Origin of the sequence: Gordonia sp. PDNC005, assembly GCF_016919385.1 — a bacterium.
GTDB lineage: Bacteria > Actinomycetota > Actinomycetes > Mycobacteriales > Mycobacteriaceae > Gordonia.
Genome location: NZ_CP070351.1, coordinates 3,719,563 through 3,737,988, shown reverse-complemented (window position 1 = coordinate 3,737,988; position 18,426 = coordinate 3,719,563). Strand labels below are relative to the sequence as shown.

The 18,426-nt window shown below is 66.3% G+C and carries 19 protein-coding genes; 12 read left to right on the top strand and 7 right to left on the bottom strand.

Translation table 11 applies throughout. The features are described 5' to 3' along the window. Window positions 1–31: 31 nt before the first annotated feature. The gene (locus JVX90_RS17985; RefSeq protein ID WP_205330029.1) at window positions 32–1,126 is read right to left on the bottom strand and encodes an inositol-3-phosphate synthase; all 1,095 of its coding nucleotides are present in this window, start codon (window positions 1,124–1,126) and stop codon (window positions 32–34) included. Further along, on the bottom strand, window positions 1,119–1,766 hold the full coding sequence (locus tag JVX90_RS17980) for a PadR family transcriptional regulator (protein WP_205330028.1): 648 nt from the start codon (window positions 1,764–1,766) through the stop codon (window positions 1,119–1,121). The genes JVX90_RS17985 and JVX90_RS17980 overlap by 8 nt, the downstream gene beginning before the upstream one ends. Window positions 1,767–1,914: 148 nt before the next feature. Here JVX90_RS17980 and JVX90_RS17975 point away from each other — a divergent pair, with 148 nt between their 5' ends. From JVX90_RS17975 to JVX90_RS17965, 3 genes are all read left to right on the top strand, one after another. Further along, window positions 1,915–2,304: a DUF5318 family protein gene (locus tag JVX90_RS17975; RefSeq protein ID WP_205330027.1), complete on the top strand. Its 390-nt coding sequence runs from the start codon at window positions 1,915–1,917 to the stop codon at window positions 2,302–2,304. Window positions 2,305–2,431: 127 nt separating this feature from the next. Continuing rightward, on the top strand, window positions 2,432–4,678 hold the full coding sequence (locus JVX90_RS17970) for a transglycosylase domain-containing protein (RefSeq protein WP_205330026.1): 2,247 nt from the start codon (window positions 2,432–2,434) through the stop codon (window positions 4,676–4,678). Next, window positions 4,679–6,205 carry a glycosyltransferase 87 family protein gene (locus JVX90_RS17965; protein ID WP_205330025.1) on the top strand — a complete coding sequence of 509 codons (1,527 nt, stop codon included), beginning with the start codon at window positions 4,679–4,681 and terminating at the stop codon, window positions 6,203–6,205. It begins immediately after the preceding gene. A 13-nt stretch (window positions 6,206–6,218) separates the two neighbouring features. Here the strand turns inward: JVX90_RS17965 and JVX90_RS17960 are convergent, their stop codons facing one another. Next, window positions 6,219–8,219, bottom strand: coding sequence for a GNAT family N-acetyltransferase (locus JVX90_RS17960; RefSeq protein ID WP_205330024.1), 2,001 nt, complete (start codon window positions 8,217–8,219; stop codon window positions 6,219–6,221). 139 nt (window positions 8,220–8,358) lie between these two features. Between JVX90_RS17960 and rpsF the strand changes: the two genes are divergently transcribed. From rpsF to JVX90_RS17935, 5 genes are all read left to right on the top strand, one after another. After that, window positions 8,359–8,640 (top strand): 30S ribosomal protein S6, encoded by a 282-nt coding sequence (rpsF, locus tag JVX90_RS17955; RefSeq protein WP_008379334.1) that lies wholly within the window; start codon window positions 8,359–8,361, stop codon window positions 8,638–8,640. A 136-nt stretch (window positions 8,641–8,776) separates the two neighbouring features. Then, the gene (locus JVX90_RS17950) at window positions 8,777–9,337 is read left to right on the top strand and encodes a single-stranded DNA-binding protein (protein WP_205330023.1); all 561 of its coding nucleotides are present in this window, start codon (window positions 8,777–8,779) and stop codon (window positions 9,335–9,337) included. 42 nt (window positions 9,338–9,379) lie between these two features. After that, a complete protein-coding gene (gene rpsR / locus JVX90_RS17945; RefSeq protein ID WP_205330022.1) occupies window positions 9,380–9,637 on the top strand; it encodes a 30S ribosomal protein S18 in 258 nt (85 codons plus the stop codon). Between the two features lie 17 nt (window positions 9,638–9,654). After that, window positions 9,655–10,104, top strand: coding sequence for a 50S ribosomal protein L9 (gene rplI, locus JVX90_RS17940; RefSeq protein ID WP_008379330.1), 450 nt, complete (start codon window positions 9,655–9,657; stop codon window positions 10,102–10,104). Window positions 10,105–10,252: 148 nt separating this feature from the next. Continuing rightward, window positions 10,253–11,464: an acetyl-CoA C-acetyltransferase gene (locus JVX90_RS17935; RefSeq protein WP_205330021.1), complete on the top strand. Its 1,212-nt coding sequence runs from the start codon at window positions 10,253–10,255 to the stop codon at window positions 11,462–11,464. On the opposite strand, the gene JVX90_RS17930 is transcribed toward JVX90_RS17935, so the two are convergent. The 3 genes from JVX90_RS17930 to JVX90_RS17920 form a co-directional block, all read right to left on the bottom strand. After that, window positions 11,461–12,639 (bottom strand): low temperature requirement protein A, encoded by a 1,179-nt coding sequence (locus tag JVX90_RS17930; RefSeq protein ID WP_205330020.1) that lies wholly within the window; start codon window positions 12,637–12,639, stop codon window positions 11,461–11,463. The genes JVX90_RS17935 and JVX90_RS17930 overlap by 4 nt on opposite strands. Before the next feature lie 107 nt (window positions 12,640–12,746). Then, window positions 12,747–13,295 carry a hypothetical protein gene (locus JVX90_RS17925; protein ID WP_205330019.1) on the bottom strand — a complete coding sequence of 183 codons (549 nt, stop codon included), beginning with the start codon at window positions 13,293–13,295 and terminating at the stop codon, window positions 12,747–12,749. A 50-nt stretch (window positions 13,296–13,345) separates the two neighbouring features. After that, on the bottom strand, window positions 13,346–14,329 hold the full coding sequence (locus JVX90_RS17920) for a nitronate monooxygenase family protein (RefSeq protein ID WP_205330018.1): 984 nt from the start codon (window positions 14,327–14,329) through the stop codon (window positions 13,346–13,348). Window positions 14,330–14,375: 46 nt separating this feature from the next. Here JVX90_RS17920 and JVX90_RS17915 point away from each other — a divergent pair, with 46 nt between their 5' ends. After that, window positions 14,376–15,008: a TetR/AcrR family transcriptional regulator gene (locus JVX90_RS17915; RefSeq protein ID WP_205330017.1), complete on the top strand. Its 633-nt coding sequence runs from the start codon at window positions 14,376–14,378 to the stop codon at window positions 15,006–15,008. Beyond that, on the top strand, window positions 15,005–15,481 hold the full coding sequence (locus tag JVX90_RS17910) for a nuclear transport factor 2 family protein (RefSeq protein WP_205330016.1): 477 nt from the start codon (window positions 15,005–15,007) through the stop codon (window positions 15,479–15,481). Before JVX90_RS17915 ends, JVX90_RS17910 begins: the two co-directional genes overlap by 4 nt. Here the strand turns inward: JVX90_RS17910 and JVX90_RS17905 are convergent. Further along, on the bottom strand, window positions 15,475–16,038 hold the full coding sequence (locus tag JVX90_RS17905) for a TetR/AcrR family transcriptional regulator (protein WP_205330015.1): 564 nt from the start codon (window positions 16,036–16,038) through the stop codon (window positions 15,475–15,477). The genes JVX90_RS17910 and JVX90_RS17905 overlap by 7 nt on opposite strands. 43 nt (window positions 16,039–16,081) lie before the next feature. Between JVX90_RS17905 and JVX90_RS17900 the strand changes: the two genes are divergently transcribed. Beyond that, window positions 16,082–17,335: an oxygenase MpaB family protein gene (locus JVX90_RS17900; RefSeq protein ID WP_205330014.1), complete on the top strand. Its 1,254-nt coding sequence runs from the start codon at window positions 16,082–16,084 to the stop codon at window positions 17,333–17,335. 13 nt (window positions 17,336–17,348) lie between these two features. Next, complete coding sequence (locus JVX90_RS17895) at window positions 17,349–18,413, top strand: lipocalin-like domain-containing protein (protein ID WP_205330013.1); 1,065 nt, start codon at window positions 17,349–17,351, stop codon at window positions 18,411–18,413. Window positions 18,414–18,426: the final 13 nt, after the last annotated feature.

Genomic DNA, 18,426 nt, shown 5'->3' with positions numbered 1-18,426 from the left:
TCCGGGCTGTCGGTTGTCGAGCTGGTTGAGGCTACTCGGCGCCGATGATGAACGCTTCGAGCTGCTGACGAGCGATGTCGTCGGCGATCTGCTCTGGCGGGCTCTTCATGAGGTAGGCCGACGCGGGGAGGATCGGGCCGCCGATGCCGCGGTCCTTGGCGATCTTCGCGGCACGCACGGCGTCGATGATGATGCCCGCCGAGTTGGGCGAGTCCCAGACCTCGAGCTTGTACTCCAGGTTCAGCGGCACGTCGCCGAAGGCGCGGCCTTCGAGGCGGACGTACGCCCACTTGCGGTCGTCGAGCCAAGCGACGTAGTCCGACGGGCCGATGTGCACGTTCTTGTCGTACACCTTGTTGGCCAGCGAGCCGCTCAGGTTGCTGGTGACGGCCTGAGTCTTCGAGACCTTCTTCGACTCCAGGCGCTCACGCTCGAGCATGTTCTTGAAGTCCATGTTGCCGCCGACGTTCAGCTGGTAGGTGCGATCGAGGGCGACACCGCGGTCCTCGAAGAGCTTCGCCATCACACGGTGGGTGATGGTGGCGCCGACCTGGCTCTTGATGTCGTCGCCGACGATCGGGACACCGGCGTCGGTGAACTTCTTCGCCCATTCCGGATCGGAGGCGATGAAGACGGGGAGGGCGTTGACGAAGGCGACGCCCGCGTCGATCGCGCACTGTGCGTAGAACTTGTCGGCCTGCTCCGAGCCGACGGGCAGGTACGAGACGAGGACGTCGACCTTCGCGTCCTTCAGCGCCTGCACGACGTCGACGGCGTCGCCGTCGGCCTCGGTGATGGTCTCGCGGTAGTACTTGCCGAGACCGTCGAGGGTGTGGCCGCGCTGGACGGTCACGTTCAGCGGCGGCACGTCAGCGATCTTGATGGTGTTGTTCTCGCTGTTGTTGATCGCCTCGGCGAGGTCGAAGCCGACCTTCTTGGCGTCCACGTCGAACGCGGCGACGAACTGGACGTCGCGGACGTGGTACGCGCCGAACTTGACGTGCATGAGGCCGGGAACGACTGCGTTCTCGTCAGCATCCTTGTAGTACTCGACGCCCTGGACCAAGGATGAGGCGCAGTTGCCCACGCCCACGATGGCCACGCGCACGTTGTTGGTTTCACCCATGGTCGGGCTCTCCTTCATTCTGTGGCGGTACGACGGACTGCTGTACCGCCGATTTCTTTCCTTTTTCGATGCCGTCGCCGGTGACCGGCGCGGAGGCATGCAAATCTGTGGATCCTGCCGACGCCTCGTCGGCGATCAGCTTGTTGAGCCACTGGACCTCGCGCTCGGAGGTCTCCAGGCTCAGCTCGTGCATCTGACGCGTGTAGTGGTCGCTCGATCCCATCGCGCGGCCGAGCATCTCGCGGAGTCCTTCACGGCGTTCTTCGACCTGACGGCGGCGGCCTTCGAGGATTCGCATCCGCGCGACCGCCGGGGTGCGGCTGAAGAACGCGAGGTGCACACCGAAACCGTCGTCGGTGTAGTTCTGCGGGCCGGTGTCGGCGACGAGTTCGCTGAAGCGGGTCTCGCCGAGTGGTGTCAGCCGGTAGACGCGACGTCCGCGGCGGACTTTGACGCCAGTTGCGGTCTCGGCGTCGTCCTCGGCGATCAGGCCGTCGGCGCGCATGCGCCGCAGTGTCGGGTACAGCGAGCCGTACGAGAAGGCGCGGAACGCGCCGAGCAGGCCGGTGAGGCGCTTACGCAGCTCGTATCCGTGCATCGGGGATTCGAGGAGAAGCCCGAGAACTGCCATTTCGAGCATGTCGGTCTCCTCTCGGCTCGTTGTGACGGCTGGATGCAGCCACCAATGTATCGCATCGATATAACCGGGAACGAACTGAACAGTAGCTTCCGAGGTTTGATCTCCATCACAGCCGGAGGTGACGGAGTGCGCGTCTAGGCTGGAGCCCGTGCACCGTCAACAGATCGACTACGCCCTCGCACGACGCGCCACGCTGGCGCGCATGCGCGCGGGCGAAGTCCAGCTGAAAGACGTCTGCGACGCCGACACGTATCTCCTGCGGGCCGCCAAGTTTCATGGTCAGGGCACCGACCGGCCCTGCCCGGTGTGCCGCAAGGAGCAGGTCACGCAGGTGTCGTGGCTGTTCGGAAGCGCAATCGGGGGACCGTCGGGCACGGCGCGCACAGAGGCCGAGATCGCGGTCTTGGCCACCCGCTCGCCAGAGTTCACCGTCCACGTCGTCGAGGTGTGCCGAACCTGCCGCTGGAACTATCTGATCCAGTCGTACGTTGCCGGTGTGCCGGCGCGCGCAACAAAGCGCCGCCGAGCAGCGAAATAGTCGTCAGAAGGGTGACGAGCGAGACAGCGTCGACGCCGCCACTGAGTTGGCAGCGACGCGTCCGTGCGTCAGAGTTGTGGAGACGGTCCTCGCGCGGGACCGATGAGCGCAGAGAAATGGGTGAGCGATGACCAGCGGAGCTGGGGACAAGGCAGAGGGTCGACGGACCGCTGCGAGGATCGCGGCGTGGGTCGTCGGCATCGTGGCCGGCGCGGTACCGGTCCTCGTGATCGTGGGAGTGGCCGCGTTCGTCTTCACGTACGTGACCGTCGTCGTGCCGGCACCGGGCGACATCAAGCAGAATCAGGTCGCGACGATCGTCGACTCGAAGGGCGGTGTCCTGGCCCGAGTGGTCCCGCCGGAGGGCAATCGCACCGACGTCAAGTACGAGAACATCCCGACCTCGATGGTCGCCGCGATCAAGGCGGCCGAGGATCGTGACTTCGACTCCAACGTCGGATTCTCCTTGAGCGGTTTCTCGCGTGCCGCACTCGGCAAGCTCACCAGCGACGGCGGAGCGGGCGGCGGCTCGACGATCACCCAGCAGTACGTCAAGAACGCCATCGTCGGTGACGAGGTCAGCTACAAGCGCAAGTTCAAAGAGTTGGCCATCGCCACCAAGATGTCCCGCCAGTGGTCCAAAGAACAGATCATGGCGGCGTACCTCAACACCATCTACTTCGGACGCGGCGCGTACGGCATCGCTGCCGCCGCTAAGGCCTACTTCGGCCGGGACATCACCAAGGTGACCCCCGAGCAGTGTGCCGATTCGAAACTGCCCCGCGCCAAGCGGGCGAACTGCCTCAGCGCGTCCGAGTCCGCTCTCCTCGCGGGCATCGTGCGCGGACCGTCGCTCTACGACCCGGCCGTCAACCCCGAGATGGCTACCGAACGCTGGAACTACGTGCTCGACGGCATGGTCGACATCGGCTACTTGAAGAAGTCCGATCGCGACACGCAGAAGTTCCCGAAGGTCGCGGCGGCGAAGGCGGCCGACAGCAGCGAGGCCAAGAGCGGCCCCAACGGGCTGATCGAGCGCAAGGTCCTCGCCGAACTCGACACGCTCGGGATCACCGAGCAGGACGTGCGAACCGGCGGCCTGAAGATCACCACGGCGATCCGCCCTCAGGTGCAGAACGCTCTCGTCTCCCAAGCGCGGTCGGTGATGACCGGTGAGCCGAAGGAACTGCGGACGGCCTCCGTGTCCATCGACCCCGCAACCGGAGGCATCGTCGGATACTTCGGCGGCAACGACGGCCAGGGTTGGGATTACGCATCGGCAGGCCTTCAGACCGGTTCGGTCTTCAAAGTGTTCGCGCTGGTCGCGGGCCTCGAGCAGGACATCCCTCTCTCGCAGCGTTACGACTCGAGCCCCTACGTCGGACCGGGTGGGTTCACCATCAACAACTCCGACGGCGAGAGCTGCGGAACGTGCAACCTCGCAACGGCCACCAAGATGTCCCTCAACACGGTGTTCTACCGCCTGATGATGGACCTCAACGGCGGCCCGCAGGCTGTGGCCGACACCGCGCACCGACTCGGCATCGCCGAGAGCTTCGGCGACATCGAGCACACGCTGTCCGAGCCGAACGGCAAGCCGGAGAACGGCATCGTCCTGGGTCAGTACCCGACTCGCGTCCTCGACATGGCGTCGGCCTACGCGACGCTCGCCGCGTCGGGAATCTACCGCGAGCCGTACCTCGTCCAGAAGGTCGAGACGTCCACCGGCGACGTGCTGTTCGACCGTGAGGCCAACAAGGGCAAGCGTGTGGTGTCCGCAGCCGTCGCCGACAACGTGTCGGCCGCCCTCTCGCCGATCGCCGCCTACTCGAACGGCAATGCGCTCTACGACTCGACGTACGGCGCCCGCCCGTCTGCGGCAAAGACCGGTACCGCCCAGCTCGGCGACACCGGCGAGAACAAGGACGCCTGGATGGTCGGTTACACGCCGCAGCTGTCGACGGCCGTCTGGGTCGGTACCAACAAGGGCACCGCGCTCCGCAACTCGTACGGCGGAACCATCTACGGCAGCGGTCTGCCCGCGCAGATCTGGCGAGCCCAGATGAACGCCGCCCTCGAAGGCATGCCGATCGAGCAGTTCCCCGAACCCGAACAGGTCGGCGGCCAGGCCGGTGTGCCCTACGAGCCTCCGCCCACCACGTACACGCCCACGGAGACCACCCGAGAACGGTCGCGTCCCCGTCTGCCCGGCGAGGGCAATGACGGCAACATCACCGTCCTGCCCGGTGTCACGATCACCCGCGAGAATGGGAACAACGGCAACAACGGGAACAGTGGCGACAACGGGAACAACGGGGGCGACAACGGCGCCACCACCGAGGAGACCACCGGCACTCGAAGCCGCGGCCAGTAAGTGACCACACCGCACGACACCGAGCCCGGTTCGACGCCCGCGGCGTCGGACCGGGCTGTCGGCGTCTCAGACGTCGACAGCCCTGCTCCGCTGGCCGACGATCTGCGGCTCGCGACCGACCGGGTGCTGCCCTCGCGCACGGAACCGCTCGTCGGCCAGTTGAGCACGTCGATCGGTGGTCCAGTCGGGCTGCACGCGGCGATCGGTCGCAACCGGACGTGGACGCCGCTTCGCGTGCTGTTCCTGCTCGCGTTGCTTGTCCTGGCGTTCAGTTGGTTCGGAAAGGCAGGCGGCTGTCTGCAGCAGACGCCGTCGAACGACGCGGGCGCGACCATGCGTCTGGACTGGGACCACCAACGCCAGTTCTACGGACTCTGCTACTCGAACGTCATCGCCGGGTACAGCGAGAACCACCTGACACCGGCGGACCTCCGCGGCGGCGCCGCGCCGTTCCGCACGTACTGGGAGACCGACGGCGCCAAACAGTACATCGGGGTGCCGGTCGTGACCGCCGCCTTCATGTACGTCACCGCGCAGGCGGCGCGGGGCTGGGGCGCGCTCACCGAGGCGGTCGGCCTGCCGCGGGCGCTCGACGTGGCCAACTACTTCTCCATCGCCGCGCTGCTGATGACGCTCGGCTGGCTGATCGCCGTATGGGCGACCATGCGGACCCGGCGTCGCGACCCGTGGCTCATCACGCTCATGGTGATCTCGCCGCTGGTCCTCGTGCACGCGTTCACGTCGTACGAGGTGCTGCCGGTGATGTTCACCGCGCTGGCCATGTACGCCTGGTCGCGTGAGCGGGCGTGGCTCACCGGAGTGCTCGTCGGACTGGGCGCCGCCACCGCGATCTATCCTCTGCTGCTCATACCCGCGATCGCGATCCTCTGCGTCCGCGAACGACGGCTCTCCGAGGCGGCGAGCGTGGCGATCGGAGCGTTCCTTTCGTGGGGCGTCGTGAACGGTGTCGTGGCCTCGATCTACCCGTCCGGATGGTCGGCGACCTTCACCCAGTGGCGCGACCGCGCTGTCGGACCCGACTCCGTCTACAGCCTGATCGCCCACGCCACCGGGTGGGATGCGCAGCCGACCGTCGTCAACGCGCTCATGCTGGCGCTGATGGTGGCAGTCGTGGCCGGCGTGACGTACGTCGGACTCAGGTCGCGGCGCGAACCGCGACTGCCCGTGCTCATGTTCCTACTGGTCGCCGGGCTGCTGCTGGTCGGCAAGGAATGGCGACCGGAGATGTCGCTGTGGCTGGTCCCGCTCGCAGTCCTCGCGATTCCACAGCCGCGCGTCCTGCTTGCGTGGATGACCTTCGACGCGCTGCTCTGGGTTCCGCGGATGGCCCTGTTCCTCGCGCCCGAACGTAAATGGGTGCCGGTCGAACTGTTCTACGTCATGGCGGGCGCTCGATGGATCATGGTCGTGGCCCTCTGCGCCTACGTCGTGTGGGATCTCCTGCGGCCCGCCGCCGCAGCGCGCCCCGACGGCGGCCGCCTCCTCCAGTCACCGCTGCCGGTCTAGCGTCCCTATCCGATCATCGCGCGGCGCGCTCGAGGAGGCGGTCGCGGTGCGGAGGCCAGTCGTCGTCGGTCATGGCGAACTGCGCGGTGGTCCGCCAGCCGTCGCCGAACCGTCGGTGCTTGCGCAGGAGACCTTCGAACTCGGCGCCGAGTTTGGCGATCGCGGCCCGTGAGCGGGCGTTCTCCTCATGCGTGTGCCATACGACGCGGACCGCGCCGCAGGTGTCGAAGGCGTGCTCGAGGAGCAGCAGTTTCGACGTCGGATTGACAACGGTGCCCATCGCCGCCCGGCCGTAGAACGTGAAACCGACCGCGAGGGTGCGATGCGACGCGTCCACGTCGTAGAGGCTGGTGGTGCCCACGAACTCGCCGTCGTGCAGAACGGCGAACGGCACTCGCGTCGGAGTCGACAGCGCCGTCACAATCCATCGCGTGGCGTCCTCGGGCGTCTGCGGGATCGGTCCGGTCCACGCGTACAGCGACAGGTCGGACGCGGGGACCAGCTTCGCAAGCGCTGCGGCGTCGGATGTCCGCAGGGGACGCAGAGTCACATCGCCGCGGACCAGCGTCGGCGTGCCGACCCACGTCCGAGCGTCGGCGTCGTCGGCGTCGGCGAGTCGTGTCAGCGGACCTCTCGGTGCGACCGACGTCGAGAGATAGGACGCGAGGGGCTCGCGGATCGGCATCCGCACGAAGCCCACGATCAGAGTCACGAGGATCACCGCGTGCACCCAGACGCTGACGCTCACGCCGACCGAGTCCTGCCACGGCGCGGAGGCAGGATGACGCATGTACCCCATCAACCGGAAGATCGAGATGTCGAGCAGGACGTCGGTGAGCAGGTAGGCGGCGATGATCCACCAGCGGACCCTCATCATCACGAAGAACGGCAGAATCCACAGCGTGTACTGCGGTGAGTGCACCTTGTGGAACACCATGAACGCGCACAGCATCGCCGCGGCCACGCCGAGCCACGGAAACACTCCGTCGCGCTGATAGACACGCCACCCGAGCCAGACGGCGACCGCAAAACCCGCGGCGACGAGCAACGGGGACAGCGCCCCGACGAGTGAGTGGTAGGTGTCGGTCTCGCCGCCGGTCAGCAGACGCAGCCCCCAGTACCAGACGCTGTTCGTCGTCAGATCCGCTTCGCGGCGGCCCTGGAAGTCGAGCGCGGCCTTCCACCCCCGGTACCCGGCGATCATGAACGGCGCCTGCGTGGCGATCACGACGATGGTCGCCGTCGCGACCACCCACGCCGCCCCGACCCAGTCGAGGGAGCGACGGGCGCGGGAGGACTCCCCGCAGGTCAGCACGTACAGCGCAAGTGGGAGCACAAAGAAGCCGGGGTACAGCTTCAAGGAGAAACCGACGCCGAGGAACACTGCTGCGATGATCGCGGTTCGTCTCAGGGGCATGCGCCGTCCGCCGGTCCGCGGATCGACGCTCCCGCCGTATGCCATGACCGCGACGGCCGCGACGGACGTGAACACGACGGGCAGTTCCCAGTTGTGGAATGCGTAGAGGACGAGCGGCGGTGTCGCCGCCCACAGCAGCACCCACCAGCGGGTCATCACCGCGAGCAGCGCCGTTGTCGCGAGTGCGAACGGTGCGAGGATGAGTGCACTGTGCTGCAGGAACTGCACATCGGTGTGAGCGCCGATCGCGCCGAGCCACAACAGCATCCCGGACAGCACCGGGTACTCGACGACGCCGCCGAACAGATCACCCTGCTCGGTGATTCCGCCGTGGATGTACGGGAACACGTGACGATCCACATCGCGGCCGATCCACAGCCGCATGATGTCGGAGTAGCAGGGAATCAGCGCCCGAGGCGGTCCGGCCGGGAAGATCGAACTGCGGCCCCATTCGTCGAACGGCGCACCGCCGCACACCTCTTTCACCCGGAACGCCCAGGCCAGGGCGAACACGGTCAGCAGCAGCGAGGTGAGGACGACGAGGGTGACCTCGCCGACACGGGGACGGCCGATGCGCGTCGACCACGTGGCAGGCATGGTGGTCAGGTTAGTGGACGCAGACGATTTCGCTGGTCACCGGCCACTCATGTAGCCTGGACAGGTTGCCGACGCAGGCGACCCTCCTGCCGCGGACAGTCCGTGGCCGAACTAAGCCCATAGGAGGTGATGAGGTTTCATGCGTCACTACGAACTGATGGTCATTCTCGATCCGAGCTTGGACGAGCGCACCGTCGCCCCTTCACTGGATACGTTCCTCAATGTCGTCCGTAAGGACGGCGGAAGTGTGGACAACGTCGACATCTGGGGCAAGCGCCGTCTTGCCTACGAGATCGCCAAGCACAACGAAGGCATTTACGCCGTCATCGATCTCAACGCGACCCCGGACACGGTCAACGAGCTCGACCGTCAGCTGAAGCTGAACGAGTCGGTTCTGCGCACCAAGGTCCTGCGCAAGTAAGCGCCGGGCGCGTCCACGAACCACCTGTGCAAACCTGTGGAATCCGGCCCTGACAATGTCAGAGGTCCGCTCTACTGTGGTGCGTAACCATTGCAGAGTGCCTTCGGGCGTTCCACACAGACGTTAGGGGAGTCTCATGACTGACACAGTCATCACGGTCATCGGAAATCTGACCGCCGATCCGGAACTGCGTTTCACGCCGTCCGGAGCGCCGGTCGCCAATTTCACGGTGGCCTCCACTCCGCGCACATTCGATCGCCAGACGAACGAGTGGAAGGACGGCGAAGCGCTGTTCCTCCGCTGCAGCATCTGGCGTGACGCTGCGGAGAACGTGACTGAGTCGCTCAAGAAGGGCAACCGCGTCATCGTGCAGGGCAAGCTCAAGCAACGGTCGTACGAAACCCGCGAGGGTGAGAAGCGCACCGTTGTGGAGCTGGAAGTGGACGAGATCGGTCCCTCGCTGCGCTACGCCACCGCACAGGTCAACAGGACCCAGCGCGGCGGCGGAGGCAATTTCGGCGGAGGGAACTCGGGCGGCGGCGGTAACTACGGCGGAGGCAACTCCGGCGGCGGCTACGGAGGCAACTCCGGTGGCGGCCGACCCGCTGCATCGAGTCAGCCGGCTGAAGACCCGTGGGGCAGCGCACCTGCTGCCGGCGGAGGCTTCTCCGGTGGGGACGACGAACCACCTTTCTGATTCCGGGCCCGCCAGCCCGGAGGCACTCAACTGGAGCATCACATGGCAAAAGCTAAAGGCGGCCGCAAGGCCCGCGTGGAGAAGATCACAAAGGCCAAGGCCTGCACCTTCTGCAAGGACAAGAAGACCGATATCGATTACAAGGACACGGCGCTCCTGCGTCGCTTCCTGTCGGACCGCGGCAAGATCCGTTCGCGTCGCGTGACCGGCAACTGCGTTCAGCACCAGCGCGACGTCGCGGTGGCCGTCAAGAACTCGCGTGAAGTGGCGCTGCTGCCCTTCACCTCGACCGGTCGCTGACCAGGAAGGGACAGAACATGAAGCTGATCCTTACTGCCGCAGTCGAGAACCTCGGAGTTCCCGGTGACCTCGTTGAGGTCCGTGACGGCTACGCACGCAACTACCTGCTGCCCCGCAACTTCGCGATCGTCGCCACCCGTGGCGCCGAGAAGCAGGTCGAAGGCATTCGTCGCGCCCAGGAAGCTCGCGCCGTGCGCGACCTGGACCACGCGAACGAACTGAAGCAGGCTCTCGAAGGTCTCGACAACGTGTCGCTGACCGTCAAGACCCACGACTCGGGCAAGCTGTTCGGCTCGGTCTCCGCCTCCGACGTCGCAGGCGCCATCCGCACCGCGGGCGGCCCGGCCGTCGACAAGCGCAACGTGGAGCTGCCGAAGGGCCACATCAAGGCGCTGGGCTCGTACCCGGTCGTCGTGAAGCTGCACCCGAAGGTCGAAGCAAAGCTCAGCCTGTCGGTCGTCGCCTGACGTTCGCACACTGAGCCACAAAGGCCGGTCACCCCTAGCGGGTGACCGGCCTTTGTCGTTCCTGGTCGTCGAGCGGAGTCGGGACGTCCTGGTGGGTTTCGACCATAGAGTGGGGAGCAGAACCACCGTGAGAAGGGAAACCGCACTGATGCGTGACGCCGTGATCTGTGAACCGATCCGCACTCCGGTCGGCGGTTACGGTGGCATGTTCGCCACAGTGCCCGCCGCCGATCTCGCGTCGACCGTGATCAGGGAACTCGTGGCCCGCACCGGAGTCGCGGGTGACGACATCGACGACGTGATCTTCGGGCAGTGCTACTCGAACGGCGAGGCGCCGGCGATCGGTCGTGTCGCGGCACTCGATGCCGGCCTGGACGTCTCGGTGCCCGGGATGCAGGTGGACCGCCGCTGCGGGTCCGGTCTGCAGGCGGTGCTCGACGCGGCGATGCGCGTCCAGACCGGCGTCGCCGACCTGGTGCTCGCGGGCGGGGCAGAGAGCATGAGCCAGGTGGAGCACTATGCGCTCGGGTTGAGATTCGGCCTTCGAGGCGCCGACGCGACTCTGGCCGACCGTATCGGACGCGGACGAGTGACCGCGGGCGGCAAGCTCCATCCGGTGCCGGGTGGAATGTTGGAGACCGCCGAGAATCTGCGGACCGAATACTCGATCAGCCGGGAGGCGCAGGACGAGCTCGCACTCAATTCGCACGTGCGTGCCGTGGCCGCGCAGACGGAGGGCCGGTTCGACGACGAGATCGTCCCGGTCACCGTCGAGACGCGCAAGGGCGACCTGGTCCGTTCTCGTGACGAACATCCGCGGCCGGACATCTCGGCCGAAGCGCTTGCTGCACTGCGGCCGGTGCGACTGAAGGTGGATCCGGCCGCGACGGTCACCGCGGGCAATGCAAGCGGGCAGAACGACGGCGCGTCCGTGTGCATCGTCGCATCGCGTGAGGAGGCCGAACGCCTCGGTCTGCGGCCGCTCGCCCGCCTGGTGTCGTGGGCGGTGTCGGGAACCGAGCCGTCACGGATGGGCGTCGGTCCCGTGCCGTCGACGCAGCTCGCGCTCGAACGGGCAGGCCTGGGGCTCTCCGACCTCGACCTGATCGAACTGAACGAGGCGTTTGCGGCGCAGGTGCTCGCGTGCACCACCGCGTTGGGTCTCGGAAGCTCCGACTTCGACCGGATCAACGTCAACGGGTCCGGCATCTCACTCGGCCATCCCGTCGGCGCCACCGGTGTGCGGATCCTGGCGACGATGCTGCGCGAGTTGGAACGCCGCCAGGGCCGCTACGCCGTCGAGACGATGTGCATCGGCGGCGGACAGGGCCTCGCAGCGATCTTCGAGCGCATCGACTAGGCCTCTGCTGAAAGGGCTTTGTCGTTCCGGTGATGCCACGACGCCGATCCGACACCCACAACGAGGGTGGCCGAGACAAGAGCCGACAGGTGGAACAGGTCCATGCCGACGGCGGCCGCGACAACTCCGATCGACGTGAGCGTGGTGAGGACGATGATGGCGACGGTTGATTCATAGCGGTCGAGACCGCCGATGGACCCGACGAAAAGGGCGAGGCCGAGGAAGAACAGGGCCGGCCCACCCGCGATGAGCAGTGCGTAGACGACGGTCGCATCGTCATGTGGGTGAGCGAGCATCTTCTCGGCGCCGACTGCCGTGACGATGACGCCGGCGACGAGAATCGCGTGGGCGTACGCGAAGCCGCCGCGTGCGAGTGCCGTGGGGTCGGCGGACTCCTCGAGCCTGCGTTCGGTGCGTTCTGAGTGATGGGCGAAGTACAGCCACCAGAACGCGACCGGAACCAGGAAGGCGACGCCCAGCGCGGCGTACGACAAGAGGCTCGACTCCATGTGCATGAACTCGCGGCCGATCGACAGAACCGTCTCGCCGAGCGCGATGATGAAGATCAGGCGATTCCGTTCCACCAGGTGAGCGGGCGTCAGCTTCCATTCGCTCATCTCGATGCTGCCGAGACCAGGCAGCCATGTGCGGACCATCGGCGCTGCGACGTCGATCGCGAGCGCGAGCGCCCACACGATCAGGCGAGTGTCGGGCTCACAGAATGCGCCGATCACCCAGACCGATGCCGCGACCGTGGACCACGCGAGAAGGTGCGCGTAGTTTCGCCCGACCTGACTTCCCCACATCGTGACGGCGACGAACAGCGGGCGGATCACCTGCATCGCCGCCAGCGCGATGGCGAACTGATGGCCCCGGTCGCCGAACGCTTCGGGTATGGCGGCCGCCATGACGAGGCTCGCGAGCATGAGGCCGACGAGCAGGACACGCACTGGAATGCGTGCCGGGTCCACGAAGTTGGTGGCCCATGCCGTGTAGTTCCACACCCACCAGACTCCGCCGAACAGCACCAACATCTCGAGTGCGCCTCGGCCGGTCAGATGACCGACGAAGAACGCCGCCAGCTGGCTGAATGCAAAAACGTAGACGAGATCGAAGAACAACTCGATCGTCGCGACCTCGCCGCCTCTGCTTCTGGCCCTCTCCACAGACGCCATCCCCACAGTCGAACTCCCCTTCGACGAATGCTTCGTTGATCGGAGATCAGGATAACGCGTGGCCGTTCATCGAACGCTTGCGAAGGCGGCGTCCGGTTGCGGTGCCCTCAGCGGGGGTTGCGATCGTGATGACGGTCGCCGCGCGGGTAGTAGAACCTGTGCGTCGACGGTGACAGGACAAACGCCCTGTTCATAGTCGAGCAGATGACAACTCCGCGTCGGGGGACCGCACATGTCACGTTGGCCGATGTGATGCGTTGACCGGGTTTGAGGACCGGTGCACGGAAGCCCGCGCGTGATCCGAATCGGTAGCTCGTTCCCCGCGGGATCCAGTGTGGACCCTGCATGTCGCCGGTGATCGCGACGCCGACGGTACGCGGCGGTGCGGACTTCGTCCGGCCGGAGCAGGCGACGTTGCCGGGAGTCGGTCCGATCTGGCAGAGCCGCCTGGCCGCGACGAAGAACGTCCGACCGCCGTCGGCGAAGGCGTACGACGTGAATCGTGCGGCGTTCACGGACGAGTACTGACCGAGTGGCAGTTTGGTCCGCAGGGGCGCGGCGTCGGCAGGCGCCACCGCGACGAGCGCCGACGCCAGCGCGATCAATGCGACGACGGCGGTGGTCAGGCGGGTGAAACGAGAACAGTCTGCTCGCATCCGTTCATTCCACCACGCCTGCCACCGCCGACGGGCGGTTTGAGCGGAGCTCAGACGAGGGCTGCGGCTCCCGTTCGACGGTCGAGTGCATCGCGGGCGTCGTTGTACTCGGCGGCGAGACGGTCGACGGTCTGGGCGACGGTCCCGCGGGAGGCGACGGACGAGATGCCCTGGCCGCAGCCCCACACGTCGCGCCACGCCTTGATCTCGCCGAGGCCGCCCTCGAGCGGATCGGGGCCGGACGTCGGCTTCGGGAGGTTGTCGGCGTCGAGACCGTGAGCCTCGATGCTTCCTCGCAGGTAGTTGCCGTGCACGCCGGTGAAGGTGCTGCTGTAGACGATGTCGTCGGCGCGCGAGTCGACGACCATGTTCTTGTAGTCCTCGACGACGTTGGCCTCGTCGGTGGCGAGGAAGGCCGAACCGACATAGGCGAAGTCGGCGCCCGCCGCGAGCGCGGCGAGGATCGAGCGACCGTGTGCGATCGCACCCGACAGCAGCAGCGGGCCGTCGAACCATTCGCGGATCTCCTGGATCAACGGGAACGGTGACAGGGTGCCGGCGTGGCCGCCCGCACCTGCCGCCACAGCGATGAGGCCGTCGGCGCCGCGCTCGATCGCCTTGTGCGCGAACGTGTTGTTGATGATGTCGTGGAGCACGATGCCGCCGTAGGAGTGCACGGCCTCGTTCACGTCGGGGCGCGCGCCGAGCGAGGTGATGACGATCGGCACCTTGTGCTCGACGATGGTCGCGAGGTCCTCGTCGAGTCGCGCATTGGACCGGTGCACGATCTGGTTCACGGCGAACGGTGCGACGACGGCGTCGGGATTGGCGGCTGCGTACGCTGCGTTCGACTCGGTGATCTCGTCGAGCCAGTCGCCGAGCTGTGACGCCGGGCGGGCGTTCAGTGCGGGGAACGAGCCGATCACGCCCGCCTGGCACTGGGCGGCGACGAGTCTCGGTCCCGACGCGATGAACATCGGCGACGCGACGACGGGCACGGTGAGCGGAGTCTGGAGGATCTCGGGAAGCGACATGCTCCGAACGATACAGTCAGAGGTGACTGTTTGAAAAGGGTGGAGAATGATTCACGTGGAACGAAAGCAGCAGGACCGAGCGGCGCAGACACGCGACACGATTCTCGAGGCCGCGGCCAAGGTGCTGTTCGAAGAGGGGTACTCGGCCGCGACAACGCTGCACATCCAGCAGGTCGCGGGAGTTTCGCGCGGGAGACTTCTCCACCACTTCCCGTCGCGAGAACTGCTCCTCACAGCGGCAGTGCATCACCTCGCGGACGTTCGGATCACCGAGCTGACGGCCGGTGTCGCGATCCCCGACGACCTGCGTGAACGGATCCGATTCGCGGTGGCGGCGATGTGGGAGATCACCGGACAGTCGTGCTTCTGGGCGACGATGGAACTCTGGATGGGCGCGCGGACCGCGAACCCCGAGCTGCGCGAGGCGTTGTCGGACGTCGAGCGGCGGATGCTCGGTGTGCTCCGGGCCCGCGCCGACGAGTTGTTCGGCCCGCAGGTCACGGCCTCGCCCGAGTACCTCCGGACACGCGAAGTGATGATCACGTCAATGCGTGGCGCCCGGCTGGCGTACACGTTCCATCCGCGCGATCCGGAGACCGAACCGGCTCTCGCCAATTGGGAGGCGATGTTCGAAGCGATCCTCCCTCTGGTGGGATCCCGCATGGAGGTGGCGGAATGACCATCGAGGAACGACTCGACGCGCTTGAGGATCGACTGCGGTCGGCCGAGGATCGGCTGGCGATCATGGACCTCGTCTACTCGTACGGAGCCGCGGTCGACACCGGATCGGCACAGGTCACGGCAGGAATGTTCACTCCCGACGGTGTCTACGACGTCGACACCGGACTGCTCGCAGGGCGGCAGGAGATCGCGGCGATGGTTGAGGGCGAGCCCCATCAGGGGCTGATCGCGCACGGCTGCGGTCATCTCATGACGGCTCCGCAGATCACTCTCGACGGTGACCGCGCAACGGTTCGCAGTTACTCGCAGCTCATCGTTCGACGAACCTCGTCCAGTGGTTTTGCCGTTGCGCGTCTCACGGCCAACCGGTGGGAACTGATCCGTGTCGACGACGGCTGGCGAGTGGAGCGGCGTGTCGCGAGGGTGGTCGACGGGTCCGACGAACCGCGTGGACTCCTGCGACCTCAGTGATCTCGCGCAGGTGGAAGCAACCCGGATATCGCTTCGCGCAATTCATCGGGAGTCGGGTTCGGCAGACTGTCGTGTCCATGGATGTAGCCGATGCCCGCGTAGACGAGCAGGCCGGCGATCAGCCGGGCGCGGGTCTCGCCGAGGTCGAGCTCGATCATCGCGCAATAGATCACGTCGAAGACGTCACGATCGATCTGCTGCACCGTTGCAGCGATCCGCGGATTGGTTCGAGACCAGTCGCGGATCGCTGTCTCGACGGTGAGGTTGCGATCGGACATCAGCATCGTCGCGAGTGCCATAACGCGTTCATCCGCCGGGAGTGAGGCGAGAGCGTTGAGCTCGGTGGGGCGAGAGTTGTGTGTCTCGTGCCACCGCTGGGCCATCGCCTCCCAGAGGGCGTCGATGTCGTCGAAGTGCCAGTAGAAGCTGCCTTTCGTGACGTCGAGAACCGCGCACAGCCGATTGATCTTGACGCTTGCCACACCCTCGGTCGTGATGAGGCCGAGCGCGGCGTCCACCCAGTCGGTGGCCGCGAGGCGAGTGGTTCGACGAGGCATCGACCCAGGTTAGCGTACCTACGCACGAACCATACCTCATGGTATGGTCGGCGGCGTGAACACCGTCACACCCTCCGCATTCCCTTATCGGCAGGCGATGGCCCGCCCCGCAGTCCGTCGTGTGCGCAAGCTCGCGAAGGGGTTGACCGGCAAAGACGTCTTCCCGACCACAGGGCAGATCGAGGCGTTCTGCGGCGACATGCACAACTCCGATCCCATCGCCGAACGGTTCGTCGACGAGGTGTTCCTCGGCGCGATCGGCCGGACAGAGGGGCGGGCCATGCTGACGCAGGCGCTTGACCACGGGATCGGCAGTATCAACAATCCGCCGCAGGCGATGGTCGATCTGTTCGCCGAGTTCGAGGACGTCCCCGACTGGGTGGACCCGGAGCTCGTCGAGGCCGGGGCCCGCACATGGCGGCGATGGGGGACGTTCCTGTTCAGCGTCGCGGGCGGAGAGACCCTCGAGATGTACACCGAGGCCGCCGTTGCGACGCCGCTGTCGTTGGCGGGCGGGTACGCGGGCGACAACGCGCTGCGCCGGTTCCTGGAGACCGCCAAGTTCTGGATCGACGTCTCCGAGCCGGGAGCGCTGCTCACTCCGGGGAGTCAGGGGCGCGCGACGGCGATGCTCGTCCGCGTGATGCACGTGTTCGTCCGACGCCGCGTCGCCGAGCATCCGGAATGGGATTCGACACGCTGGGGATATCCGATCAGTCAGGCCTACCAACTCCTGACGCTCGCAGGTGGAAGCGTGGTCCCCGCGATGGCTTTGTGGATGGTCGGAGTGCAGACCACGCGCGCCGAGATCAACGAACTGATCCATTTCCAGCGCTACATGGGTCATCTCCTGGGGGTCCGGAACACCTGGTACCCGGAGACGATCGCCGACACGCTGCGCCTGCTTGCGCTGGTGACCGTGTCGCGCAGTCACGACGCCGGCGACCACGGCGTCGAGCTGATCGAATCGTTCCCAGCTGCGTTCGCGCCGCGCGACGGACACGCCGGGCTCATCAGACTGCGTGAGCGCTACAACGGCACGATGTACGCCGCGTACTCGCGGCTGTTCATGATGCCGCCCACCTATGCGAAGTACCGGATGCCGAACGCCTGGCCCGGTCTGCTGTGGATCGCGGTGCGCCTGCCCGCGGTGCTGCTGATCGAGACGCTCCGCCGGATCCGTCCGATCGGCAGGCTGCACGAGAAGTGGATGATCATGCACCGCGAGAACTGGTACCGCGCGCAGATGGCGGGTCGAGAAGCCGAGTTCGACGCATCCGGCGCGCTGCGCCGCTGATAGGAGGAGCGTCATGCCCATCGATGTCGTCGAGGTGTGGAACGGGCCGGGCCGCAAGGACGGTGAGCTGACCGCCGTACTGCCTCATCACAATGCCTTGCATCCGCGTGCCGAGCACAGCGCGTTCGAGCATTGGTACTTCGATGCGCACCTCGACAACGGGTACACCGTCGTCGGGTTCTTGGTGAAGCGCCGTCCCGAGGACCCGCCGTTCGCCAGACCCTGGGTGGAGATCATCGTCTACCGCCCGGATGGGACGAGACGGCAGATCGCGCAACGCTATCCGTCGAGGGCCGCGCACTTCTCGACTGACGAGGTGGACGTGCGGATCGGCCCGAACTCTGCGCGTGTGATCCTGAGCGAGGGCGGCCTCCCTAGCTACCGGGTGATTCTCGACGAGGACGACGTGCGGCTCGATCTCGAGTTCGTCAACGAACTGCCGCCATGGATGCCGGGTCGCGGGGAGACGCTCTTCGGCGACGGCGGAGTGTTCGGCTGGTGTGTCGGCGCCCCGCGTGCGACCGTCACCGGCCGGATGAGGGTCGGCGAGGAGTCGTGGGACGTGGTCGGCACGGGGTACGCAGACCACAACTGGGGTGTCGGCACCATGCCGAAGGTCATCGACCAGTGGCATTGGGGCAGGCTCTACACCGCCGAGTACTCGCTGCTCTACGCCGTCGTCGCGACGCAGGAGAAGTACGGCAGGCTCCAGATCGCGCCGGTGATGCTCGCCAAAGGCGACTCGATCATCCTGAGTACCGGCGACGCGGCCCTCTCCGAAGGGCCGAGGGCGTACGACCCCGTCGCGCGTCGTGAGTATCCCACCAGCGTCACACTGGAGAGCCCCGGAGAGTTCTCGTTGACCCTCGACGTTCGGAGTGTTCTGCACGCACAGTCGCTGCTCGACGACGTTCCGGTCATCGGCAGCGCATTGCTCCGACCGGTGATGGATCGCCTTGTCGGCCGACCCGGCTACTTCCGCTTTCAGTCCGATTTCACACTCGCGGTGACGCAGGTCGACGGCAGCGTGGAGACGGTGTCGGGGACGACTCTCCACGAACTCGTCGGCTTGACCTGACGGTGTACATCGA

Bases quoted from the DNA above. Each gene is read 5' to 3' on its own strand.
- JVX90_RS17920 (WP_205330018.1), bottom strand. From the start codon at position 14,329: ATGTCGCTTCCCGAGATCCTCCAGACTCCGCTCACCGTGCCCGTCGTC.
- JVX90_RS17985 (WP_205330029.1), bottom strand. From the start codon at position 1,126: ATGGGTGAAACCAACAACGTGCGCGTGGCCATCGTGGGCGTGGGCAAC.
- JVX90_RS17900 (WP_205330014.1), top strand. From the start codon at position 16,082: ATGGTCGGCGGCGTGAACACCGTCACACCCTCCGCATTCCCTTATCGG.
- JVX90_RS17925 (WP_205330019.1), bottom strand. From the start codon at position 13,295: ATGCGAGCAGACTGTTCTCGTTTCACCCGCCTGACCACCGCCGTCGTC.
- JVX90_RS17950 (WP_205330023.1), top strand. From the start codon at position 8,777: ATGACTGACACAGTCATCACGGTCATCGGAAATCTGACCGCCGATCCG.
- rplI (WP_008379330.1), top strand. From the start codon at position 9,655: ATGAAGCTGATCCTTACTGCCGCAGTCGAGAACCTCGGAGTTCCCGGT.
- JVX90_RS17930 (WP_205330020.1), bottom strand. From the start codon at position 12,639: ATGGCGTCTGTGGAGAGGGCCAGAAGCAGAGGCGGCGAGGTCGCGACG.
- JVX90_RS17910 (WP_205330016.1), top strand. From the start codon at position 15,005: ATGACCATCGAGGAACGACTCGACGCGCTTGAGGATCGACTGCGGTCG.
- JVX90_RS17935 (WP_205330021.1), top strand. From the start codon at position 10,253: ATGCGTGACGCCGTGATCTGTGAACCGATCCGCACTCCGGTCGGCGGT.
- JVX90_RS17980 (WP_205330028.1), bottom strand. From the start codon at position 1,766: ATGCTCGAAATGGCAGTTCTCGGGCTTCTCCTCGAATCCCCGATGCAC.
- JVX90_RS17895 (WP_205330013.1), top strand. From the start codon at position 17,349: ATGCCCATCGATGTCGTCGAGGTGTGGAACGGGCCGGGCCGCAAGGAC.
- rpsF (WP_008379334.1), top strand. From the start codon at position 8,359: ATGCGTCACTACGAACTGATGGTCATTCTCGATCCGAGCTTGGACGAG.
- JVX90_RS17960 (WP_205330024.1), bottom strand. From the start codon at position 8,219: ATGCCTGCCACGTGGTCGACGCGCATCGGCCGTCCCCGTGTCGGCGAG.
- rpsR (WP_205330022.1), top strand. From the start codon at position 9,380: ATGGCAAAAGCTAAAGGCGGCCGCAAGGCCCGCGTGGAGAAGATCACA.
- JVX90_RS17970 (WP_205330026.1), top strand. From the start codon at position 2,432: ATGACCAGCGGAGCTGGGGACAAGGCAGAGGGTCGACGGACCGCTGCG.
- JVX90_RS17905 (WP_205330015.1), bottom strand. From the start codon at position 16,038: ATGCCTCGTCGAACCACTCGCCTCGCGGCCACCGACTGGGTGGACGCC.
- JVX90_RS17915 (WP_205330017.1), top strand. From the start codon at position 14,376: ATGATTCACGTGGAACGAAAGCAGCAGGACCGAGCGGCGCAGACACGC.